This window comes from Flavobacterium lipolyticum, assembly GCF_020905335.1.
GTDB classification, from domain to species: domain Bacteria; phylum Bacteroidota; class Bacteroidia; order Flavobacteriales; family Flavobacteriaceae; genus Flavobacterium; species Flavobacterium lipolyticum.
Genome location: NZ_JAJJMN010000003.1, coordinates 218,988 through 243,585 on the forward strand (window position 1 = coordinate 218,988; position 24,598 = coordinate 243,585).

Annotated in this window: 14 protein-coding genes; 11 read left to right on the plus strand and 3 right to left on the minus strand. The window is 37.4% G+C overall.

The features are described from left to right. Positions 1-20 precede the first annotated feature (20 nt). The 3 genes from LNQ34_RS23080 to LNQ34_RS23090 form a co-directional block, all read right to left on the minus strand. Positions 21-6,986: a type I polyketide synthase gene (locus LNQ34_RS23080; protein WP_230001482.1), complete on the minus strand. Its 6,966-nt coding sequence runs from the start codon at positions 6,984-6,986 to the stop codon at positions 21-23. A gap of 677 nt (positions 6,987-7,663) precedes the next feature. Then, positions 7,664-8,350 carry a LytR/AlgR family response regulator transcription factor gene (locus LNQ34_RS23085; protein WP_230001483.1) on the minus strand — a complete coding sequence of 229 codons (687 nt, stop codon included), beginning with the start codon at positions 8,348-8,350 and terminating at the stop codon, positions 7,664-7,666. Continuing rightward, on the minus strand, positions 8,347-9,447 hold the full coding sequence (locus tag LNQ34_RS23090; protein ID WP_230001484.1) for a sensor histidine kinase: 1,101 nt from the start codon (positions 9,445-9,447) through the stop codon (positions 8,347-8,349). The genes LNQ34_RS23085 and LNQ34_RS23090 overlap by 4 nt, the downstream gene beginning before the upstream one ends. Before the next feature lie 220 nt (positions 9,448-9,667). On the opposite strand from LNQ34_RS23090, the gene LNQ34_RS23095 reads away from it, so the two are divergent. From LNQ34_RS23095 to LNQ34_RS23145, 11 genes are all read left to right on the plus strand, one after another. Then, a complete protein-coding gene (locus tag LNQ34_RS23095; protein ID WP_202702281.1) occupies positions 9,668-10,324 on the plus strand; it encodes a DUF2490 domain-containing protein in 657 nt (218 codons plus the stop codon). 17 nt (positions 10,325-10,341) lie between these two features. Beyond that, positions 10,342-11,634, plus strand: a complete 1,293-nt coding sequence (locus tag LNQ34_RS23100) for a CitMHS family transporter (protein WP_089077040.1) — start codon at positions 10,342-10,344, stop codon at positions 11,632-11,634. Positions 11,635-11,676: 42 nt separating this feature from the next. Then, positions 11,677-12,921: a cation:dicarboxylate symporter family transporter gene (locus LNQ34_RS23105; RefSeq protein WP_202702282.1), complete on the plus strand. Its 1,245-nt coding sequence runs from the start codon at positions 11,677-11,679 to the stop codon at positions 12,919-12,921. A gap of 38 nt (positions 12,922-12,959) precedes the next feature. Then, positions 12,960-13,757 carry a TerC family protein gene (locus LNQ34_RS23110; protein WP_202702283.1) on the plus strand — a complete coding sequence of 266 codons (798 nt, stop codon included), beginning with the start codon at positions 12,960-12,962 and terminating at the stop codon, positions 13,755-13,757. A gap of 568 nt (positions 13,758-14,325) precedes the next feature. Further along, complete coding sequence (locus tag LNQ34_RS23115) at positions 14,326-14,904, plus strand: RNA polymerase sigma factor (protein WP_230001485.1); 579 nt, start codon at positions 14,326-14,328, stop codon at positions 14,902-14,904. 398 nt (positions 14,905-15,302) lie between these two features. Further along, entirely contained in the window at positions 15,303-16,151 is an 849-nt protein-coding gene (locus tag LNQ34_RS23120) for a FecR family protein (protein ID WP_230001486.1), read from the plus strand. 155 nt (positions 16,152-16,306) lie between these two features. Continuing rightward, positions 16,307-19,546 carry a TonB-dependent receptor gene (locus LNQ34_RS23125; RefSeq protein ID WP_230001487.1) on the plus strand — a complete coding sequence of 1,080 codons (3,240 nt, stop codon included), beginning with the start codon at positions 16,307-16,309 and terminating at the stop codon, positions 19,544-19,546. A gap of 531 nt (positions 19,547-20,077) precedes the next feature. Beyond that, positions 20,078-21,376 (plus strand): hypothetical protein, encoded by a 1,299-nt coding sequence (locus tag LNQ34_RS23130; protein WP_230001488.1) that lies wholly within the window; start codon positions 20,078-20,080, stop codon positions 21,374-21,376. A 72-nt stretch (positions 21,377-21,448) separates the two neighbouring features. Continuing rightward, complete coding sequence (locus LNQ34_RS23135; protein ID WP_230001489.1) at positions 21,449-22,303, plus strand: T9SS type A sorting domain-containing protein; 855 nt, start codon at positions 21,449-21,451, stop codon at positions 22,301-22,303. A 39-nt stretch (positions 22,304-22,342) separates the two neighbouring features. Then, on the plus strand, positions 22,343-23,131 hold the full coding sequence (locus LNQ34_RS23140; protein ID WP_230001490.1) for a hypothetical protein: 789 nt from the start codon (positions 22,343-22,345) through the stop codon (positions 23,129-23,131). A 56-nt stretch (positions 23,132-23,187) separates the two neighbouring features. Next, positions 23,188-24,543: a S41 family peptidase gene (locus LNQ34_RS23145; protein WP_230001491.1), complete on the plus strand. Its 1,356-nt coding sequence runs from the start codon at positions 23,188-23,190 to the stop codon at positions 24,541-24,543. Positions 24,544-24,598 lie beyond the last annotated feature (55 nt).

The window sequence follows — 24,598 nt, forward strand, 5'->3', positions numbered from 1 at the left end:
GTAGAGGAGTACGACGGTTATTACCAATTTTTACCGGACATAATTAATACCTGACTTTCTGTTCCGTATTTGATTTCGTTCAGAAAGTGTTCTTTTCCTTCCTCTAATGGGATCAGCGAAATTCCGCGGCGTTCGTACTCATTTTCCAAGGATGAGGAAACCATTCCTGCACCTTTCCATGGCCCCCAGTTGATCGAAAGTACTTTTCCTTTCAATCTTTTGTTTAAGACCCTGGCATAATCATCCAATACACTATTGGCTGCGGCATAATCCGTTTGTCCTTTGTTGCCATAGACGGAAGCGATGCTTGAAAATAAAACTACAAATTGGCAATCTGAACGCAATTGTTCGGCTAGCACACGTAAGGGTTTTACTTTTGTATCAAAGACACGTTCAAAAGAACTGGTGGTTTTCTGCCTGAAAAGTTTGTCTTCCAAAAGACCTGCGCCGTGAATGACACCGTCCAATTGTCCGTATTGTTTATAAATATCATGGATAAGCTGAGTTAACCCCTCTTCATCGCAAACATCTAAGGATTGATAGACTACTTTATTTCCCAATTGTTCCATGTGTCGAATGGTACGCAGAATTTGATTGTTTTTGAAAATTCGCAGCGTCTCTTTTTCAATTTCTGATGGAGCACTGAAATTACCGGTCTTGATGAAGTAGCTTCTGATTTCTTCTTTCGATTCCATTAATTCTAATGCTTTTGAATCGGTAATAACTTCTCTCGGGTCTGCTGATCTGCCCACAAGAACATAGGTACATGGATAAGCTGCCGACATGTGTTTGACCAGCTCAGCAGTAATACCTTGTCCGCCTCCGAGGACTAAAACAACCGATTTTTGATCCAATTGGATATGTGCCTCGTCAAGAGTCGTTAACAAAGGTGAAGGTATGATGTCGACTTTATGGCGTTGATTGTTTTTGTAAATCACTTCAACGGATTGGTCTGCTGTCAGGATCTCGCGTAAGGCAATTTCTGCTATTTGATTTGTTTCCTGTGCTGTATGGAGACTGATTAGCCTGAAGTTAGTTTGTTCAAACTCACGGGCTAAACTTTTGAATAATCCAGGATAACCCTGATAATGACGTAGTGCACGGGTGTCTTTTAATTCTTCAACATGTGCCGGGATATCTGTGATCAAATAAATCCATTGTGCTTTTTCAAGATCCATCTTCTTAATAAGACCAACGTGGTCGATGATACTATGCTTCACAGTAGCGGAGTATATATCGGTAATAATCAATCCATCAAAGAGCGTTAGATTTTGTTCGTTATGAACCAACTCGGTAATTGCACCGTATTGTTCCAATATGGTTTTAATGGCCAATGTTTGTGTTCCATTGTCCGGAACTATTGCAAATCGTTTTCCTTTAAGGATTTCGGTGTTTTGTGCTTCGGAAATAAGGGTGGGTACTAAATCAAACCGAAGGCGTGTCAATAAACTTTGCACAGGTTCAGTTGTGCTCATTTCACTTATCCAGGCGGCTAAACCATTTAACGTTTTTATGGCGGCTAATTTTTCCATAAGATCATCAGCCTGCTCCTTGTCATCACCAAATCCGATTTTATTTTTCAGATCGCTGATGATTTCCATTCGTTTAATAGAATCTATACTTAAATCGGCTTCCAGATCCAGATCCAGTCCCAGCATTTCTTTCGGATAACCGGTCTTTTCACTAACAATATCTAAAATAGCCGTTTGCAGTTCTGCAAGTGTCACGGTGGTTTTATCTGCTGCTACAGGTGCTACAGGTGATGATTCATTTTTTGTTGTAACTGAACCAACAGTACCTGTGTATTCCGTAAGCCAGCTTACAAGTCCGTTTAAAGTCTTTATTGCCGCCAGTTGTTCCATCACTGTATCTTCATTTTCATGATCACTGTTGAGTATGCCAAGCTCATTGCGGAGCGCGCCGATAATTTCAACTCTTTTGATAGAATCAATGCTGAGGTCAGCTTCCAGATCCATTTCCATTCCTAACATTTCCTGCGGATAGCCCGTTTTTTCGCATACCACAGTTAACAACAAAGATTTGATATCTCTTGAAGGTACCTGTAATGTTACTTTAGCTATCGGTTTATCGTTTGTAATTACGGTTGCGGCCAGTGGATTAGCGGTCTTATTTTCTACTGTCGCGGCATAAACGGGGATAGGGTTTAGCTGTTGCTGTTGTCCTAAGAAGGAAAGCATGACATCGCGCTGCGCCTGGATCAACATTTTCATACTGTTTAAATATTCCTGTAGTAGGTGTTCTGGGGCAGGTTGTGTATTTGGTGTCTGGATGATTTTGGAGTTTGTCATTTGAATGGGAGTTACGATTGGTAATGCACCATGAGCAGGTAATGTACCTGTGGTTGGATGAGCGGCTTGTCCATTTACACGCCAAATCGTTGGGCTCTTTTGATAAAGATCTGGTTGATCGATTTGGATTAAATTCGCATGTCTGTCTTCAAAAAGTTTATTTAGGTTAAAGGTGCGGCCAGTTCCAAGGTATTGTGCCAACATACAAAGGAGGTGGGTGAGACTGTTATGATTGTTATCCTCAACATGTAGGATCAGTTCCTCTTGATTGAGGCAGGCCTTTGTTAGTCCTGTTAATATTTTTCCGGGACCTACTTCAATAAATATCCTTGCTCCATCGGCATACATGGCCTGGATTTCGTCAACAAAATGCACGGGTTGCACCAGGTGATCGGTTAACTGTGCTTTAATGTCAGATACCGCGCTTGGGTATAAGGCTGCTGTGGTGTTGGACCAAACCGGAATCTGCATTTCCTGAAAAGGAATTTCTTTCAGAACAGTGGCATACAAATCTTTGGATTTGCTCACCAAAGGACTGTGAAAAGCACAGGCAACTTCCAGTTTTTTGGCTGAGATGCGCTCGTTTTTAAGTGCCTCCATGAATTTGTCAATAGCTGCGGTACTTCCGGCAACAACGCATTGAGTTGGTGAATTGTAATTGACAGCATAGCAGTCCTGATGTTGATCCAGAATTGTTTTCAAACGATCTGCATCCAGGTTTACCGCGACCATAGTTCCGGGATCACCATCAGTAATGGCGTCTAGAATAGATTGTGCCCGTTTGCTGCTGAGTTCAACCAACTGTTGTTCGTTAAATACACCGGCAAAACATAAAGCCGGTAACTCTCCATAGCTATGTCCTGCTAACATATCAGGTACAATACCGAATGACTGTAACAACTGAGCTAAGGCAAGATCTACAATACCTAAAAGAGGTTGTGCGAGACGTGTATCCTTAATGGTTTCTTTTTGTTTTTTTAAGGATGCGGTATCAAATGTGGCTGCAGGGAAGACCACTTTTTCTAAATCAGGATATTGTGATATGATTTTTCGCAGGGCTGGAAACAGTACGAACAGATCTCGTGCCATATGAATGTTTTGGCTGCCTTGTCCGGGAAACAAAAATGCAGTTTTACCGGCTCGTTTGTTGACCATAAAAATATCTTTACTTTCAATGCCTGTTAACAAGAGTTCGATTTTCATCACCAGATCTTCGGCTGTATCTGCAACAATGCTCAGCTGAATCGGTTTCTCTGAACCCACGGCTAAGCTGTAGGCAATATCTTTTAAAGATAAACTATCATTGATTTCCAATAAAGTTTTTACCTGTTCCAATTGAATTTTGGCGGCATCATAATTATCCCCTCGGAAGACGAATAATTCGGAGGGCCAGTATTGTAGAATGGCGGCTTCTTCTTTTTGTGGATGATTTTCGATTACCATATGAAAATTGGTACCACCAAAACCGAAGGCACTAATCCCTGCATAACGTTCTTTTTCGGACCATAATCCTGTTTTTGCATGAAAAGCAAAAGGACTTGTGTGGGCATCGAAGTAGGCATTGGGCTGTTGAAGATGAAGGGTAGGAGGTTTTACTCCGTGGTATACAGACATAGTGGCTTTGATAAGTCCGGCCAGACCGGCAGCACATTTGGTATGCCCAATTTGAGTTTTTACAGAACCAAGATGGGTTTGAGATGGTAAAGCCCCGGATTTTAGAAATAGATTGGTTAGTGCTGTAAGCTCCGTTTTGTCTCCGACTACTGTTCCGGTACCATGCGCTTCAACTAAACCAACTGTAGCGGCACTGATACCTGCCTGATCATAGGCACGTTCCAATGCGCGTACCTGACCGATTTTTCGCGGTGCGGTAAGACCAAGAGCTTTACCGTCGCTCGATCCTCCGACACCTTTAATAACCGAATAAATACGGTCACCATCACGAAGGGCATCTTCATATCGTTTTAAGACTAAAATAGCGACCCCTTCGCCTAGCGCAATACCGTCGGCAGTACTGTCAAATGTTGCGCAGCGCCCTTTGCGGGAGAGGGCATGTGTGCTGGAAAACATCAGATAATCGTTGATACCGTTATGCAAATCTGCTCCTCCGGTAAGTACCATATCCGATTTGCCCAGGATCAATTCCTGACATGCCAGATCAATAGCCGCTATTGATGAAGCACAGGCAGCATCAACGGTAAAATTTCGTCCTCCAAGATCCAGACGGTTGGTGATTCTGCCGGCAATTACATTGGCCAATATACCCGGAAATGAATCCTCCGTGGTTTGTGGAAATGCTTTTTCTACTTCTTCGTGAAGCTCTCCAAAAACCTGTTTGTAATAACCTCTGAAACTGTAGCTGTTGGCAAGATCGTTTCCACCTTCAGCACCAATTATAACCGATATATTTTCTCTGTTGATTTGTTTTTCACCATAACCCGCATCTTCCATTGCACGTTTGGCAACGAGTAAAGTTAAAAGCTGCGTTGGCTCTATCGCTGCAAGAGATTGTGGCGGAATACCAAATTCTAACGGGTCAAAATCTATTTTTGGAATAAAACCGCCCCATTTTGAATGTGACACATCCGAACCATTAGAATCAGGCTGATAATAGAGGTCTTTATTCCATCGTTCCTCGGGTACTTCCGTAACACAGTCTTTTCCAAGAATGATATTGCGCCAGTATTCTGCTAAATTTTTGGCACCCGGGAACACGCATTCCATCCCTATAATAGCGATGTCCAGTGCTTTTTCGGCTGATGAAGGTTTTTCCGGCAGTTCGGCCTGTTCAATGTATTTTTGATTTTCGATAGCAACGTTATGATGGAGTGATTCCAGTGTAATCACCTGATTGTGCATGGTGGCTACCTGCCCAATCATATACATGCCTAAATCAAGTTGTTGGTTTTTAGGTATCGTTACGAGTGCATCACCTTGGCGGTCAATGCCTTTTGCGGCAATTCGGAGACGTCCTACATTCAGTTTTTCAAGCTGTTCCCAAATTTGCTTTTTGTCCGTTCCAAGGGCTAGTAACTTTTTCTTTTCATTGTCGAAATGTAGAGCGAATGTCGTATTTAAACAACGTGTTTCATGACCCGGTGCCGTTTCCAGCAAGACGGTATCTTTGGCTTTCATTGCTTGCTGCTGAAATTCTTGCTGAATAGCTCCTGTACTCACTGCTTCTTGTGTATACAAATAGGCTGTTCCCATTAATACACCGACCTTAACCCCTCGGGCTGCGAGAGTGGCGGTCATAATAGATACAAAGGCTGTGGAAAAAGCATCATGGATTCCGCCGGCAAAAAATACACTTATATTTTCCGGCTGATCTTCTTTTAAAATACGTTCAATTTGTTTTTCCCAAAGTACTGTGCTGGAGAGCGGACCAACATGTCCACCACATTCCCGACCTTCAAACACGAAGTTTTTGGCACCTTCTTTTAGGAAAATATCCAATAGCGCTGGGGAAGGTACATGTAAAAACGTGGTTATACCGGCTTTTTCAAATACTTTAGCTTGTGCAGGCCGACCTCCTGCGATCAATACTACGGGAGGTTTGGCTTCAAGGATATAGGCGGTTTGTTCTTCTCGTAATTCTTGTGGCGCAAAACCTAATATCCCTACACCCCAGGTTTTATCGCCGGCCAGTTTTTGAGTTTCGATGACTAATGCTCTTGCTTGTTCTCCTTTGAGTAAAGAAAGAGCTATAAAAGGTAAAGCTCCTGTTTCGGCTACTGCATTGGCAAATGCCGGAACATCACTTACGCGGGTCATCGGTCCCTGGGCGATCGGGTAGCGTAGACCAAGTTGTTGGGCTAATGGATTATTTTCGTTAATAATTGCAGATGCTTTCGCTTGTTTAAGATGACCGTATAGGGCTTCATGAAATCCAAAAATCAATTTTTTTAACGTTTTGAAATTTTCATACAGCTCTGTAGCTAAAGCAATGTCTTGCCCCATCGGGATGTAACTTTTCTCAGGATCGAGGTCATTAAAGTATTGCCCTAACTCTTCGATAGAAACATTTTCAGATAAAACAGGCGAATTGGGCCTAACCAATACGCGATGCTGGGCGATGATCTTGGTTTCCGTTCCATTTAACTTTGAACATAGATTTTTAAGTTCCTGAGGAACGGAACTTTCGGGATATAATGCCAATTGACTGTCTAATACAATACCTTTTGCCCCAAGTGCTTTTACAGCAGCAGCGGTATGAAGACCTATTCCTCCTTGTACCCATACCGGTATGGTCTTGATTTCTTGTATGACACGCTGAAAGAGAACAAATGTAGATTCATAACCAACTAATCCCGCAGCTTCGTTTCCTTTCACAATAATTCCAACAGCTCCCAGTTGTTCGGCTTCTCTGGCTTGTTCAAGGCTAGTTACCTGATAAATTCGTGATACGTTAGGATAGATTTCTACTGAGATTCCAAATGGAAGGATCGCAAGGCTTACCTGCTCGGGCAGTTGAAGGGATGTTAGCCTGTCACTGGTAAGATATATACCGTAGGAAGGTATACTGTTCCCGTCAAGTTGATGTAATGCTTCCTGAGCGATTTCGATATCATGTCCTAAACTTAATACGGGGAATGCTCCGGCCTGAAATAATTGAGACATTAGGTTGACGTCTGGCTTTTCAAAAGGCGTTAATCCTATAATAGTAGAATTTTTCATAGGTTGATAAGATTGAAATGAGATTTGGAAATGGTGTAACTTTAATAATGACCTTTGTGGTACTATAGTAGTTATCGTGGTATAGTGGAATAAAAGTAATAAATTTCTTCTAAATTACAGGTATTGAAATTTATTTTATAATGATTTTTTTACAAAAACTTTAAATGATGGATTATTTTTAGCTTGTTTGTAAAAAAATACTTCTTTTTTTATGGTTTTTATATTTTTTCTAAATTCGTTCGTACTGTTATTTAATGTATTTGTTTCATTTTTGGATAAGTACGATGAGAATTTTACTTCTAAAATAGAGCTCAGTGTTTCAATTAGAGCGAATTAAAACTTAAATGTACCTTTTAGTATTTATAAAAATCTACGGTATTTTGCAGGAAAAATTACGGTTATTTGCATGAAAAATCTGATCACTTGCGTTAGGTGACCTCTAAAACTAACGAAGAAAATTGTTGTTGTTGGTATTGATTTGAAATACAGTAAAGCAGCGAAAGCTTTCTCTTTTGATTGAAAATAAAAAGATTAATCTCGCTGTAAAAAAGTTTTGAAGCTAAACTTTTAGGGGGGGATTTTTAGGTTTTTTCTGTTTTATGAAATTGTAGTGAGAGCTGGATTCGAACCTTATGTTGTAATTAATATAGGAAAATTATAATATTCTGAAACAGTGATTAAATTTCTTTAAGATTGTCTTTATAAGTACGGCCAATTGGCAACTCTCTGCCATCTTTGAGCTGTACCATGCGTGAATTGAATGATTTTACGTGGTTTTTTAAAACCAAATAAGACTTATGTATTCTGATAAACCCCAGGTGACGGTGCATTTCCTCAAACTTTGCCATGCGTTCTAATACCATATGGTTTTTGTAACGGGATACAATTCTAAGGTATTCGCCAAATCCTTCTATCCAAAAAATATCATCCAGCTTGACTTTGTTTACAATATAATCTGATTTAAACATAATATAGTCCTCAGCAATATCTTTAGACTTTATAAAATGGTGGTATTCTTTGGCTTTGGTAATGGCTTTTTCAAAACGTTCAAAGCTTATGGGTTTTATAAGATAATCTACCACATCAAGTTCAAATGCTTTGGCTGCATGTTGTTCTTCAGCGGTTATAAAAATGCAGAGTGGCTTGTTGGGTGTATTTTGCAGTAACTCTATGCCGTTGATGCCGGGCATATTAATGTCAAGGATAAGCAAGTCAACTTCATTTTGCTGTAAAAAAATGATGGCTTCCTGTGGATTGCTAAAGGTAGCGAGCAGGTTAACACCAGCAGTATTGGCACAGTAGTTTCTTATTAGCTCCAGCGCAAGGTATTCATCATCTACGCCTACAGCCTGCAATTGTTTCATAATTTAATTTTGAGAGTAGAAAAGTACGTCTTATTTAATAATTCGTCAAACAATTGATAATTTTCTGCATATTTCATGGTGAGGATTTTTTTCAGGGCAACGAGCCCCATTCCGTTATATCCATTATGGTTATTAAACTGAATCTTGTCCGGCACAGAATTTTCTATCCTGAATACGAAGGTATCCTCAACCTTATCAAAGTTCACCTTAATATAGGCTTCCTTATCTGCTCCAATACCGGAATGTTTAAGTGCATTTTCAAAAAGTGTAAAATAGATAGAAGGAGGAACCTCTACCTGTTCCTGTACTTCACTATCATTTAGTTCAAATACGATGTTCAGGGTATTATTGTACTTGAGCTGGTACAAACCTGCGAGAGCCTTCATCATTTCGAACTCTTTGTGTATCGCAATCGTTTTTTTATCGGTTTCGTATATAACATATTGCAACAGCTGGCTTAACTGTAGTATCGCTTCGGTCGTATTACCATGCTGGTTGTAACTGCCTGCGTAAATGTTGTTAAGGGTGTTGAGTAAAAAGTGGGGGTTTATTTTTGACTTCATGAGGTTGAGGTCGGTCTCATTTTTTTTTACCTCAAGGTCGAGATAGTCATATTCGATTAAGAACTTATGCCTTGATATTCCTAAAAAAGAGGCAACTAAAATTACGATGCTTTGTGAACTGTACACACTGATCAAAAACAATGGTTGGTCTTGTACTGCATCGCCCTCCTGAGAAAATTCAGGTTCAACAAGCAGTCTTAGCAACGTTGTAGATATAAATAATATCAGTGCATATAACAGGTATTCAGGATACTTGTTGGTTTGGTAATAGGCGGGAACTAAATAGGCATAACAAACAAAATATAATACCGTATTAACAGCCATAATAAAAAGTATTCTATACAACGCAAAAGGCATTTCGATAAAATAGAGCGTCGAAATTACCAGAAAGGTGGTGTATATCACAAAGAACAGGACGTGTTGAAACCGGATAAGGTTTGTCCATTGTTTCTTCATGAGACTGCCTATAATCTTTTGTTCAAACAGTAATCGGAAAGCCACAAGGAGGATAATGATGTTTATTAGTAAAACCATACTTTTTTGTGTTAAAAATTATTCACCCTTTAAAATTATATCATTAAAAATACAAATATCATTATTTTAAAACAGGCACTTTGCGTTGTTTGTTTATTAAATGAGTCGTTCGTTGAAAATTACTTTTTTGAAAAAATCAATCGTATACTTTTACCTCAGACAAATAAATTAACGATTTATCAAAATGTATAGAAAATATATATCAATCCTGTTTTTTTTAATGATTTTTTCTACGAAAGCAGTAGCGCAACAAGATAATTTTAACATGTGGCTGCAATATACAATGTCCGCAAAATTAAGCGAAAAGTACAGCTTTACGGCGCTTTCTCAATATCGGGCATACGATTTAGTAATGGATTCACGTCTTTTTTTAGTTTCTACCTATCTGGAAAGAAAGTTAGATCATGATCTTTATCCGGCTGTGGGGTATATGTTTTTGGTACTTCAGCCTTATACCAGCGATACGGATAAAAAGCTGCGTTATGAAAACAGACCGTTTCAACAGTTAACGATCAAAAATAAAATTGGCCGCACCACATTATTACACCGTTATCGTGTCGAAGAACGTTTCTTAACCAACCCGGATGATTTTGTGGTGAGATTGCGTTATCTCCTATCGTTAAAAATTCCATTGGGTAAAGAAGAAGGGAAGAATCTCTTATATGGTATTCTGAAAAATGAAATCAGGATGAATGTAGTAAAGAAGGACCAATTTGACAGTAACAGGATTACTGCCGGATTGGGGATTAACTTAGGCAAACAATCAGCCATAGAACTTTCATTTGTCAATCAGGTAAGTCCCGATGATACGAGTAATTATGTGTTGGCGGGTTTTAGAAACTCATTTGACTGGTCGGCCAAAACAGAAAATAATTAAACTTAAAATATACAGTTATGCTTACAATTTTAGGATTCTCAATGATCATTGTATTTATGTACCTGATCATGACCAAACGTTTGTTTCCGTTAACAGCGCTTATACTTATCCCTATACTTTTTGCCATTTTTGGTGGCTTTACAGCCGATCTTGGTTCTATAATCATGGAAGGTGTAAAAAATATTGCTCCCACCGGCATCATGCTCATTTTTGGTATACTGTTTTTCAGTATCATGATTGATGCAGGATTATTTGATCCGCTGGTAAACCTGATATTAAAGTTTGTAAAAGGCGACCCGGTTAAAATAGCTTTAGGAACAGCTTTCCTAACGGTATTGGTGTCGCTTGATGGCGATGGTGCGACTACCTACATGATCGTTGTAGCGGCAATGTTGCCATTGTATAAAAAACTGGGTATGAATCCGCTTGTACTCTCGTGTATTATCATGCTTGGTGGCGGGGTAATGAACATACTGCCTTGGGGTGGGCCTACGGCACGTGCGATGACCACCCTTAAAATGGATGCATCAGAACTGTTTATGCCTATGATACCAGTCATGGCAGGTGGTGTACTATGGGTAATATTTGCAGCATTCTGGCTTGGTCTCCGCGAAAAAAGAAGGATTGCCCGTGAAGGAGATATGAACAAGCATCTTATAAACGAGGAAGAAACTGTAATAGAGCGCGAGCTCAAAAGACCTGGTCTGATATGGTTTAATCTGCTGCTTACCATACTGCTGTTGGCTTCAATGATGTTTGATGTATTGCCGCTGGCCGTTTCCTTTATGATTGCATTTTGTATTGCACTGATCATCAATTATCCAAAAGTTGATGAACAGCAAAAAGTACTAAAATTACATGCAGGTAATGCCCTTTCAGTAGCATCGATGATATTTGCAGCAGGTATTTTTACCGGCATACTTTCCGGTACGGGAATGATGGATGCTATGGCAGCTTCGATGATTTCGGTGGTACCGGATACCTGGGGGAATGCTTTTCCTGTGCTAACAGCGGTAAGCAGTGCACCGTTGACTTTCTTTTTGAGTAACGATGCTTACTATTTTGGTATACTCCCTCTGATTACCGAAACGGGCTTACATTTGGGCGCTACAAAATTAGAAATAGGAGCGGCATCGCTCATAGGTCAGGGAGTTCATTTGTTAAGTCCGCTGGTACCTTCTACTTATCTTTTAGTAGGATTGGCTGGAGTTGAGTTTTCTGATCACGTAAAATTTACTATAAAATGGGCTTTGGGTTCATCACTCGCCATGCTCATAGCAGCATTGCTTATCGGGTTAATAACTTTTTAAAACTACCTTTGTAGAGCAACTTAATGAGTAAGGTTTAAAAAGATGAATACCACACCACAACATCCGGAGAGCAGCGGAATACCACAAAAGTATTTGAAAAATTTAGCAGCTTATGTTACTATAGCATTGCTGTTAGGAATTGCTGTAGGACACTATTATCCTGAAAAGGGTATTCAATTGGATTTTTTAGGCAGTGGATTTTTATATCTTATTGAACCGCTTATACAACCCATAATATTTTTAACCATTATTATAGGGGTAAGCAGTATTGGCAATCTTAAAAAAGTGGGTCGCGTAGGGCTTAAGGCGTTCGTTTATTTTGAAATAATAACGACTATTGCCATGATCATGGGGATAATGGCAGCGTTGTTTATAGAGCCCGGCAAGATCGAAAAAAGACTTATAGACGTAACTCTGCCCAAACATTTTACAGCTACCGAATCACTGGATAGCGGCTGGTTTAATTTTATAGTGCTTAACCGCCCCTTGGTATTGCTGCTGTTGGCTGTTGTAACAGGTGTTTTGCTTAGTCTTTCCCCAGGCAGAGCAAAGTATGTAGGGATCTTGCAGAAAATTATGACCTTTTTGTATAGGGTACTCCTGTATTTGTTTTTACTTATACCGGTTGCAGCTTTTGGCGGAATGGCTTATGCAGTATCGCGATTTGGTATACATAGTCTTTTGCCTTTGGGAAAACTGCTGGCTACGACTTACATCACAATGGCATCTTTTGTATTTATAGTATTGGGGCTTTTGCTGCGTTATTACAACATCAGCCTTTGGAAGTTTCTGAACTATATTAAAGAAGAACTGCTTATTGTTTTTAGTACATCATCATCCAGAACAGTGTTTCCTTTGATTGTTGCAAAGCTGGAACAGGCGGGGTGTGGTAAGGCTGTCGTAGGTCTTTCAATACCACTTGGTTATTCTTTTAACCTTGCAGGCGCATCTATATTTTTGCCTATATGTACGTTGTTTGTTGCGCAGTTGTTTAACATTCCGCTTACGTTTCGCGATATCATCACTATAGGGTTGGTTATCATGGTGACCTCAAAAGTAGCATCGGGAATACCGGGATCTGGTTTTGTAGCACTAACCATAACGTTTACAACACTTAATAAATTTCCGTTAGAAGGCTTGGCACTGCTTTTCAGTATTGATAAGTTTATGAACGAAGCCCGAACGATAACTAATTTTATAGGCAATGGAGCGGCTGTTATACTCCTTTCGAAATATGAAAATGACTTTGAACCCAATCCAGAAATAGACCTTTCCATAACAAAATAAACAAGCCATTAAGGCACCATACTTTAAAACAATACCATATGACTGATTTGATTACTACTTTTAATAGCCTTTGGCAAGATATTATTGCGCATCCAGGTACATCACTGGCAATTATTGGAAACCTTATTCTCATTGAGAGTCTACTCTCTGTAGATAATGCAGCCGTACTGGCTACGATGGTAATGGATTTGCCGGAAAACCAACGTGAGCGTGCGCTTAAATACGGTATTTGGGGCGCTTATATTTTTAGGGGTATTGCAATGGTATTTGCTTCGGCACTTATTGCTATTTGGTGGCTTAAACCTATTGGCGGACTTTATTTGCTCTATCTCGTATATTCTTGGTACAAAGACAAGCAGAAAGAAGGCAGTGAAGATGAAAAAGTAAATAAGGAGGGGAACTGGTTGTATCGTCTTACAGTGAATACGATAGGTCATTTTTGGGCTACAGTTTGCCTTGTGGAGCTTATGGATATGGCTTTTTCAATAGATAATGTATTTGCAGCGGTAGCCTTTACACCAAATATCATATTGGTATGTATTGGAGTATTTATAGGGATACTGGCGATGCGTTTTATAGCACAGAGATTTGTGAATCTTTTAGAAAAATATAAGTTTTTAGAAACCGCAGCTTTTGTAGTAATTGCCGTTTTAGGGATCAAGCTGGCCTTATCTTTATATGAACATTTTTATCCTGAAACAGCATTCAGTAAATTCTTAGGCAGCCATGCTGCAGATATTGGGATCTCGGCGCTTACCGTTGCCATATTTTTTGTGCCCATACTTACCAGTACTTTTTTTGATTTTCCAAAGAAAACTAAATCTGTTGTGAGATAAAAATTATTATTAATCTAAGAATTAAGATAATAAGTGCCATGAGGTAGTGTTGTATCATGCTTAGCCTCAACTAGACAAGATAGAGATCATGACTGCTAAACCCTACTCCTACAAAGTGACCTTTCAATGGTCTGCTAGCCGGGAATAGCACAAACCTTGCCTTGAAATTTAAAAAGAGATCGATCAAGTGTATCATTACGCCGCAAAGGATAACTTTGCGGCTTTGATAATGGCTAAAATTAAAGAGACTGCATAATCTTCTTCAATTGCAGACAAAGTTGGACCAATAGTACACCCTCAGGTCCATAATTAGGCAAAAACTATCTTTATTGAATTATCACCCAAAACCTAAGTATTCAACTAAAAGCAAAGTATTTTGATTTTATAATTTCATAAGTATTTCATTTCGAAATAATCAAATGCAGATTTGTATATAACCTTAGGTAGACAACCCAATATTGCGAATGTCACAATATTAACAAATTATTAAATGACAAAATTCAAAAATTAACAATTGAGGTTTATCATACATTTGTAAGGGTCTTCTTTAACAGTTGAAATTTTTATTATGAGTTCTAATTTAATTATAAGGTTACGTGCTGGTGATGATTCATGCTTTAAAGAAATATATGATTTATACCATTTTAAAGTATTTTGTTTTGTTAAAAAATACACCTCACAATTAGCAGATTCAGAAGATGTAACACAAAATGTTTTTATTCATCTTTGGAAATATCGTACCAAATTAGATCCCCAGGTAAGTCTTGAAGCTGTTCTGTTTAAGAGCTCTAAGCAGGAAATCTCCAGATGGTATAAGAAACAAAACCGAATATTTTCTGTTGAAGATGATGCGCTGATTCGGGAATTGGATAGTAAAACACAGTCTGAAGAAGAAGTGAGTTTACAGATGGAAAGAATTGAATATCTATTGGATAAAATTCCTGCTAAAAGAAGAAAAATATTCAGCCTGCACAAGTTTGAAGACCGCAGTTACAAGGAGATAGCTGAAGAAATGGATATGTCTCCGGGGGCTGTTGCCAACCAAATTTCTAAAACCTTACAATTTCTTAAGAAAAACTCGGTCCATAATCATGAACTCTACTGGTTTGCTTTATTCTTTGTATATCAGACAGAATTAGTATTGTAGATACATTCAAAATGTTTAAAACCCGTTGAGTGTAATTGATAAAAAAAATACTTACCCTATAGTCCCGATGCATCGGGATACGCCAATAAAAGAATATTAAAAAACATATTTCTTACACACAGTAATCTTTTGTGTATTTACAATAATTGAAATGCCTTTTCTGAAAGCGTTAAATAGATGCTTCTATGTGTCTAAAAATAATTTGCACCCAGTGGGTTATGTAAACCTTTTTAAGGTATTTGCGGATTGATTTTGTTCTAAACTCTTGTTGTTAAATCTTTATTCAGATTAAGAAAACGTTAATAGTAATACTGCTCCGTGATATTTGCCGAAGTGAGAATCTAATGTAGTTGAATTGATAGCTGTACGTAAATTTCAAATATTAAATGTTAACTCGAATGAAATCCAAAAGAATGAAAGAAGAATGGAATGTGATCCCCAACCGTGGTATACTTCCTGACAATATTGAGGCAAGAATGTGGAACAATATACGCAGGGTTACGATTGATAAATATAAAAAACTTTATAACTGGATGGCTGTGGCCTGTGCTGTATTTGTAATTTCAATTGGAAGCTATCAATTTTTGAACTTACCTAAAAAAGCGGATATTGAAATTACTTCAACAATTACATTTAAAAACGATATTCGACTGATAAGTTTGCCTGACGGAACAAGAGTATGGCTGAATGAAAACTCTCAACTGGAATACCCGGAACATTTTTCAGATAACGAAAGAAATGTGAGCTTAAAAGGAGAAGCTTTTTTTGAGGTAAAACGGGATCCTTCAAGACCATTTGTAATTACTTCAGGAGTTATAAAAACAACCGTTTTAGGAACTTCATTCAACATTAAAGCCTATAATGAAAAACAGCCTGAGGTAAATGTCAGAACCGGGAAAGTAAAAGTTGAAGGTGAAACGAATACCGTATTGTTGCTCAGAGGAGATAAAGCAGTTTATACTACGGTATCTTCTACCGTAAAAAAAGAAAAGACCGACATTCTGGAACCTGAATGGAAAAAAGCATTACTGTATGTTGACGGATTGACTCTGGAGCAGGTTTTAAGTAAATTAAAAGAAGAAAATGATTTTAAGGTAAATTATTTAGAAGAGGATTTAAAAAACCTCACTATTCAGGGTACGCTCGACAGCAGGCAGGGGATTTACGAAATGTTGCAGACTGTTGCATTTGCCTTAGAAATAAAAATCAGGTCTACCGGTAATAATACCTACTTGATCAGCAGGTAAAAAAATATACACCATTTTAATGCGATTTTTTGCAGCCTATAACTTTTGAAAAATAAGGTTTATAAGCAGCCGGGGATTTTTATGCCCAAACTTAAAAGATTTAACACGTACATCATATTCAAAAACAAATTCTAATAAACTAATAATTATCAATTATGAACAATGATTTTTCCAGGCAGTTTTCTTTTGTCTTATGGATTTTATTTTTTGGAGTTTTTCTCGGAACAAATACTATTTATGCGCAAACCGGAACTGTATCAGTTGATTTTAAAAATTCTTCGCCTCAAAAAATTATCGAGAATTTAAAATCACGCACACCTTACCAATTTATCTATCAAAAGGATTTAGATCTTAGTCTGCCTCTTATAACACTAAAAAAAGACAACGTTTCTATTGATGAAATTTTAAGTGATTTACAAAAAATGACCAATTTAAATTTTAGAAGAAACGAAAATAATATAGCTGTAAATAGTAAGGATGCGGACAAAAAAAAAAAGAAAGGAAAAATTACAGGTAAAGTTGTAGATACCAATGGACTTTCACTTCCGGGAGTTAACATAAAAGTAGTGGAGTTAAATTACGGAGTACAGTCTGATATTGATGGTAATTATATTTTAGAATTAGAACCTGGAGAATATACGATTGAAATCAGCGCTATCTCCTTTCAAACACAGAAAATTACAGGTGTAAAAGTAACGGAAGGAGGAGAAACACCTTTGGTTGTTTCCTTAAAAGAAGCCGCTCAATCACTCAAAGAAGTTGTAATTGTGCAAAATTACAAACAGGCGACAGCTTCAATTCAGGGATTATTGTTACAGCAAAAAAAAGCAGCACAGTTCTCCGATGGTATCTCAGCAGAACAAATTGCAAGAACACCGGACAGAGATGTGGCAAGTTCACTAAAACGGATTACAGGAGTAACGACCATTGATAACAAATATGTTGTAGTTCGTTCTATGGGAGAACGATGGAATCAGGCCGTTATGGACGGAATTACACTTCCCAGCACCGATGCCTATCAGCAAAACTTTTCTTTTGATATTATTCCAACCTCAATGGTGGAAAGTATTGTAGTCAGCAAATCAGCAACTCCGGACATGTACGCCAACTTTGCGGGTGGTTATGTAGAAATTAAAACAAAAGATATTCCTAAAGAAAACTTTAATAGTTTCTCGATAAGCACTTCATACAACAGCAGAAGTACTTTTAAAGAAAGGCTTACGAAGCAGGAAGGAGATTACGATTACTTAGGTTTTGATGATGGGAGAAGGGATTATCCAACGAATTTGACATCCTTACCAATACCAACAAACGAAGCTGATTCCGGGCTTTTTATAGAGCAGTCTAAGAGGTTTACAGCAGACAATTTTACGACTTATAAAACTTATGCTGCTCCGGGAACAACACTTCAATATGCAATGGGAAGAGCGTATAAATTAAAAGATAATAACAAGTGGGGTTTTGTAGGATCGCTATTTTTTAAAAATACTCAGGAGAAACTGGATATTGAGCATACGCAAAGAGCAAGTAATGCCGATAATTCACTTTTTGTTCCAGAGACGGATAAAGCATTGTATTCAACATTTACCAAATACGGATTTAGAAATTCAGGAGCCAATTATACATTTAATTCTACTTTGGCAGGAATGTTTAATGCGGGAATTCAGTTTGGCAATCATAAAATAACGGCACGTAATACAGTGATGCACATTTACAACAATCAGCTTACTCAGGTAACAGGATGGAGTGACAGTGATGCCTTATCTGAAATTATGAATGGATCGATACTTCCTTCGACTTCAGAAACAGATTATCCGGTTTATCAGACCTTACTGCAAAGCAAAATAGAAGGAAGTCATAAGTTTGGCAAGCTGGATGTCAATTGGTTTGGAGCTTATAACACCGTTTCAAAAGATACTAAAGACGCTACTTTTTTGGATACCTACAGAAAAAAAGTGGGTGATGACACTTTGCTTTATCACTATGTATATAATTCAGAAACAAGATTTCCTTTCAGCAGAAGTAATTTTACAAATGATGAAACAGATTACAATTTCGCCATAAATTTTAAGTACTCTTTTGATTTTAGCGATACCTACACCAATGATATAAAAGCGGGTTATTTTGGGACCTATAAAAAAGCTACCAACCAGCAGGAATCGGCAAAGGTAGTCGTAATGGGTACAGGTGCAGATAAAGCGGAGATTTACGAACCTCTTTCAAAATTTTTAGACGGTTCCAGATACTATTATGGAGGTTTTGGATGGCAGGATTATGGAGTATACGGTAACAGATACGTAGGTGATGTAAAAGTACATTCCCCCTTTTTAATGCTCGATGATAAAATTGGACGTTACGTAAGATTAGTGTGGGGAGTAAGGGCAGAAAGCTATTTGTATACCGAAATTGAAAGCCAGTCTGAAGCAGCCGGAGATTTTGGAAAAGATCAAAAAGACGATAAGTTGTGGCAGTTTTTACCATCAGCAAGTTTGGTCGTAAGTCCTACCAATAAAATGAATATCAGATTGGGGTATAATAAATCAGTTTTACGCCCTCAATTTGCAGAACGTTTGAGTATTCCTTATTACGATCCTATTCAGTCTGCCAAAATTTACAATTATTCAGGCGGAATGATTTCCAGTGTTTCCAACAATTATGATTTGAAGTTAGAATGGTTTCCATCCGGAGGTGAAATTTTATCTTTTGGTGTATATCATAAAAATATAGATGATCCTATGGAAGCAGTGGGAAGTTTGAATCCATCAAGAATCAGAAACATTTACAACCTTAATTCAGCCAATGCTAAACTTTGGGGAGTAGAAGTAGAGTTGTATAAAAGTCTTTCTTTTTTAGGGGAAGGAGAAGCCCTTAAAGATATTTTTATCTCCGGGAATGCTTCTATTAACAGAACTAAAGTAACCTCTTATGTCGCCATTGACGGGACTGGAGGACTGTATGAAGCAAACAGACCGCTTTACGGACAGTCGCCCTATACTTATAATTTAGGATTAGACTACGTGGGAGATCGTTTAGGATTTAGTGTGAGACATAATGCTATAGGAGATCAGTACATATTGGTAGGATTTGATTATCAGTCTGAAGAAATCAGGATGCCTTATTCTATTACGGATGCGCAGATTAGTTATAAGTTTTTTAAAGAAAAAAATCTCGAATTCAAATGCAGTATGAAAAACTTGTTTGATGCAGCAATTAAAACCTACGATAATTCAAACAGTTATTCACATATTGAAAATGTGCCGGTGGGGTCAAATCCACGAGACCGATACAGCTTAGGAGCAAACGCCACAAATAAATACGACGAAGATATTGACAAAGTATTATTTAAAGCTAAAAGTGGCAGAACGATAAGTGTTTCCTTAAGTTATTCCTTCTAAATACAAAATTCACTAAGAAGCTTTATTGGAAGGAGTAAAGGATTACTTCAGACGAAATAAACAGTGGGAGAGAGACTTTTATTGGTCTGAGAAAAAGAGCGGTTTAAGTCAGAAAGATCCTGGACATTAAGAAACCGTTAACAATAAAAAAAGTGGTGATATTTTGTTCTTGTGAAGTCTAATATAGTTGTAATAAGATTAATTTTTTTAATTCTTCATTAGTATTAATCAAGGTCTATTGTTTTTTTTTTTTGCAGTTCCTGTATGGTCTTTTAAAAACTTACAGCGTTATAAAAAGACCTGCAGTGATTGCATCAAAAGATCAGGAAGAATGGAAAGCAATCCTTTCATTGCGTTGGAAACCCTAAGAATGAAAGATGGAGTTTAGGTATAAACCTCCGATGGTAAAGCGGAAAAAGTTTATCAAAAAGATCTTTGCCAAAAACGAGAAAGACCTAAGGAAAGATATTTTGCTGCTCTCTCCAAAGGCCTAGTTTGAATAGCAGCAAATATAGCAATAATTAAATTATTATGAAAAATTTTTTTCTATTTGCAATGGTAGCTCTACTTTTGGGCTCTTGCCAAAATGATGATTCTACTGCAGATTCTTCTTTTTCAATGAAAGCTTCAGGTGCTGATTATGCTCATCCACCTACAGTACAAACAGTAAGCGGTGCTATTACCTCTAATACAACATGGACAAACGACAGAGTTTGGGAAATCGATGGTGTTATTACAGTAAAAAATGGCGCAAAATTAACTATTCAGGCAGGAACTTTTATTAAAGCAAAACCTTTGGCACCAGGAGTTGCTACAGGAGTTTTGGTAATTACTAAAACAGGACAAATTGATGCACAGGGAACTGCAGAATCTCCAATTGTTTTTACAAGTTATAACTTATTAGATGACAATACTAATACTTCAGCTCTTCCGGGAGATTTTGGAGGAGTTGTTATTTTAGGAGATGCAGAGGTTAATACAGGTTCTGTAACGAACATTGTTGAAGGATTAGACGATCAGTCTAATTTTACTGAATTTTATTATGGAGGTTCAAACAACAATCACAATGCGGGAATCTTAAGCTATGTACGTATCGAATTTGCAGGACGTATTTTAGATACAGACGTTGAAATTAACGGTTTAACATTGGCTGGTGTTGGAAACGGAACTACTGTTAACCACATTCAGGTATCTTATGGTAAAGATGATTCATTTGAATTTTTTGGAGGTAAAGTAAACGCTACTCATTTAGTTTCTTTTGCTGCGGATGATGACAACTTCGATTTCGATTTTGGTTACACAGGAAGCATCACAAAAGCTATCGCACTTGCAGACAGTAATTCAACTCACAGTTTAAGCGGAGGAAATCCTGATTCTAACGGTATTGAATTAGATAACAACGCTACCGGAACACTTACTAGCATTATCACACGTCCGGTTATTTCTCAATTATCTATTATTGGTGTAAGCTCTTCTACAGTTGCTGATTTGTACGAAAATGCCATTCACGTACGCAGAGCTGGTAACATCAGCCTTACAGATGTAACTGTAACAGGGTACAACACAGGAATTAGATGGGATTCACCTTCACTTCCATCAGGATCTTCTTATTTAAGAGTTTCAATCCACGGATTTGATAATGTTGCTCTTCCGGCAGGAACAACTTTAACAGGTTTTGGTACAACTACTTCTACTGTTGACCCGGCTACAAAATGGAGCTTAAACCAGCCTTTCTTTAATAATGGCGCTCTTAATTTCACAGGAACAACAGGAGCCTTTAAAACAGAATCTAACTGGACGAATACCTGGACAAAGTTTTCTAATTTCTAATTAGAAAAAAAACAGCTTACTAATTAAATACTGTATGGGCAGAGAAATCTGCCCATATTTAAAATAAAAAACATGAAAAAAACACTACTTTTTTTTGCTTTTATAATGATTACAACGATATCATCTGCTCAATATACAATCTGGGAAGATGATTTTGATGATTCTAATGTTTCAGACTGGGATTTACTGGACAGAGATGGAAATGGAAGTAACTGGATGGCCAGAAAAAACATTCAGTTGGATGCAAGTACCGGAAGTGTAATTGATGGAGCTATTGATGTTTTGGGAACCTACAATATTGATTTTAAAACAGGCGGACCTCTTGAAGGATTAGAAAACAATCTGGCCATCAGTCCGGTTTTGAATATTTCTTTTTACTCCGGAAAAATTAGTTTGACCATAAAAGCGCAGCCAAGTATTTACGACAGTAATCAGAATATTGCGATCTATGGTTCTACCTCTGCAGATCCCGCCTCTTTTAAACTTTTACATACCATTACCCTGGAAAGAAATACGGTTGAAGAGGCAGAATTTAAAAATTATACGGTAGATATTTCGCAGTTTGCCGGCAAAGCCGAAGTATATCTGGCATTAGGAAATAATCTTTCAGGCCCGTTTATTGGTTACGAAATAGATAAAATTTCAGTAATGGCAGAAGCTTTATTAGGCACAGCTGATAATACATTAAAATCATCCTTATGTTACTTAAAACAAAATCCTGTTCAGGATTATTTGGAGTTAGAAATAGCAGAAGAGTATAAAAATGAAGAAACAGTTTTAAAAATTTACAATACGAGCGGCGTTTTAATTAAAGAGTCTTCTTATAAGCCTGAAGGTTTATCTGTTAGTGATTTAATGCAGGGCATTTATTTCCTTTCTGCAAACAATAATGGAGCTTCCAAAAAAATAAAATTTATTAAAAAGTAATCTGATTTTCAAATCAAATTATGCAAACAAAAAACAAACATGATGAATTTATTGCCAAAGTTATTCGTTTCTTTAATTTTAATTACTCTTGTAACATCTTGTTCTACTGATGAAAAGCTGCCTTTTTACAGCAATGAAACCAATCAGCCGGGAAGAGTAACCATTAACGGTTACAGTGCTTTAAATGATTCACTACAGGTAAGGGTTAACGATAAAATTATTGAAATTAGTAAAGACAAAAAAACGGCCTTTGTCAAAAAAATAGAAAAAGAGTATGACTTTGTATTTTACGGCAGTCAGGAAAAGACTATTTCTATACTAAACAAAAACACTAAGGCAGTATTACACACTTATCAGTTTAATGCACAAAAGGTTAAGGATACGATTTCCTTTTTTGCAAAAGATAACTTTTGGATTGATAATGTTTCGCGCATAAAACCGGGTGTTTTAAGTAAAACGGCTAACAGTGGTTCTAAATTTATTTTCCCCAATCAAAACTTGTATTCTAAAAATAGTTACACAGGTAATCTTGACGGAATTATACGCAAAATCAACGGGCAGGTTTTAGGTACGGTTGAAAATATAAATAAAGAAAAGTTTAGTTCTTTTATTGAATTTCCATTCAGTTCGCCTCCAACCATTTTAATGGAACTGGTAAAACACGGTACAACAGAATCGTATATCCCGGGACAAAAAGTAACAGTTATTATGACCATGTCTGTTAATAAATCAAAACTAATTGTACTGGAAGAAAAACTAGATTCAAATGGTAATTTCTCAGGTGTAGAAGGGACCTTAAGCCTAACCGATTATTTCATTTTTAAATAATAATAAATCTTCATTTACGGGAATATAAAATCATTATTAACAATTACAATCAATAGATGAAATATTCAACTATTTCTGTTTTATCGTTATTTCTTTTTTTATCTGTTTTTCTATTCTCTTGTTCAGATAATGATGCTCCAGCTCCGGTTTACGAAGCAGGTACAAATGAGTATGTTAATGAGTGGATGTACCAGCAGATGAAGAAATATTATCGCTGGAACACCACAATGCCGGAAAAAGGCCGTTTAGATCTTTCTCCCAAAGAGTACTTTGCAGGATTACTGCAAAAAGACGATCGATATTCGTATGCTGTGCATCCTGAACAGCCGGAAACGGCACAGCAAAGTCTCAGACGCAAATTTGGATTCGAAGTTTCTTTTTTTGAATTTGAATCGAAATTTTATGGCGTAATTCTGTATGTATTAGAAGATTCTCCTGCCAAAAGAAATGGTTTAAAAAGAGGTCAGCTGATCACAAAAATAGAAGGAACAATGCTGAGCCAAAACAATTATGGGGCATTATATGCTAAAATGACCGCATCAACACAGTTGAATCTGCAGACCGTTTCTTATACAGTACAAGCAGGATTTTCTAATGTAAAGGAAATTTCGATACTGCAGGGCTATAGCTTTTCGCAGCCCATCAATTCTATTGTTATTGAAGGTAAAAGCAAAAAAATTGGTTACGTCGAAATTTCTCATTTTGATGCAGGACAGGCGCAGTCGTATCTTCAGACTTTTCAGGAACTTAAAAATAAATCAATTACAGAACTTGTTGTAGATCTGCGGTATAATGGAGGAGGGGATATCGCAGCTGCAACAGCTTTAAGTATAATTCTGGCTCCTAATATTCAATCCAATACTCTTTTTATAAAATTTGAAGGAAATACGAATGGCGGAAATGTAGACCAATCCTTTAAACAGGCTTTAGAAAGCAATGAATCAAAATTAAGTTTTGATGCTCTTCGCAATGTTCATCCGTCCATAAACAGAGTTTATATTTTATGTGGTCGGCACACTGCATCCGCCGCAGAGCTTATTATAAATAATCTAAAACCTTATATGGAAGTCATAACCATTGGAAACAAGACCTTTGGTAAAGATGTAGCCGGTTTTCCAATTATAGACGATAGAATATCAACTAAAAAAGGCTGGACTTTGTATCCGGCCATATATAAATTGTTTAATTCCAGGAATGAAGGTAATTATTCAAAAGGAATTGATCCGCTTATTTCTTTAGATGAAATTCAGCAACCGGAAGTTTTTCCTTTAGGAAACAGTTCTGAGGTTTTACTAGCCAAAGCTTTAAATTCTATTAACGGAAATACGGCTAAAAATATTTTGGCAACAGCGAAGACATCTCCTTTATCTGCAAATGAAGCAGACGCTGATTTCTTAATGACAATTCACTAATTCAAATACGATTTTACTTCATTATGCAGGGTATCGATAAAAGAGAACATCGGAG